General features: G+C 41.4%; 2 protein-coding genes. Both read right to left on the reverse strand.

The genetic code is table 11. The annotated features are described in order from the left end of the window. Positions 1-763, reverse strand: a 763-nt coding sequence (locus tag A3735_RS19705) for a methyltransferase (protein WP_068638514.1), incomplete at its 3' end; no start/stop codon positions are given. After that, positions 764-1,093 (reverse strand): TonB C-terminal domain-containing protein (locus A3735_RS19710; RefSeq protein ID WP_197485946.1); only part of this gene is annotated, 330 nt, incomplete at its 5' end. It abuts the gene before it with no gap.

Consider the following 1,093-nt stretch of genomic DNA (forward strand, 5'->3'; position numbering starts at 1 on the left):
AGCCATCACTGGGGTAAATATCTACATCTATGTTATTTAGCCGCGCAGTTTCTTCAGCGCACTTTAGGGCCAACAAATTAATATCAACCATTTCCAGCTTAATACCTGGATTGAGCAGTTTTGTATAACACCCTAGTACGCCACTACCACAACCAAAGTCCAATACTCGCCCCTCTAGACGGGTAAACATATTCGCCAGTAGTAGCTCAGTACCCTCATCGANCTCACCGATACTAAACACACCTGGTATAGCAGCCACTTTTAAGGATATGTCATTCACCTCAACATCAAATGATGTCATCCAATCTTTTAAGCTAAACGGCTCGACTTTTTGATCTAGGCTTGCATGCCACAATTGACAGTGTTTAGCTGAATCAATCTTGCTAGCATCACTGCTATATGAGCTTAACTTCTTAGCCGCACTAGCAATTCCGGCTTTTTTCTCACCCACGAGATAGATATCACCACCTTGACACAACAGAGGCGTAACATAGGCCAAGATAAGGTCCAACTCTGCCTTTGCTTTTGGGATGTGAATGATCACCGCATCACAAGCCTCAAGACCTTCATTACCCAAACTAAATAAGACTTTGTTACCAAGAGAGTTTTTTAAAGACCGATATACTCGATAATCAAAGGTAATTACCTTTTCAGGATTTAAATACTCAAGAGGATCACCAGGGGGTGGACCAAAAATAATCAACTTTCTGCACTGGGAAAACTGTTCTGAATTGCGTTCAATAACCTTTGATCTTACGTGCATCTAATCACTCTCGTCTTTAATATGGGATTGATCCACTTCAAATGGCATTTTATCTCTCTCCAACTCAATGGAACTAAAGTGAAACCGTAAGTGGCTGTATCGCTCGGCGATAATCGTATTTTTTGGGACGTCAAAGCGCTTTACGGCTCGAATTGCACGAACAACCGAGTCATCCAAAGCAGGGAGACCACTCTGCAAGAAGATAAATACATCAACGACATTTCCGTATTCGTCCAGCTCTAGCTTTGCAACACCTCTATGCATTTGCCTACCTTTGTATGGATTATTCCATTTTTCGTTAACCTGCTTATTCATTCTTTCAAGAAATTT

This window comes from Oleiphilus sp. HI0061, assembly GCF_001635675.1.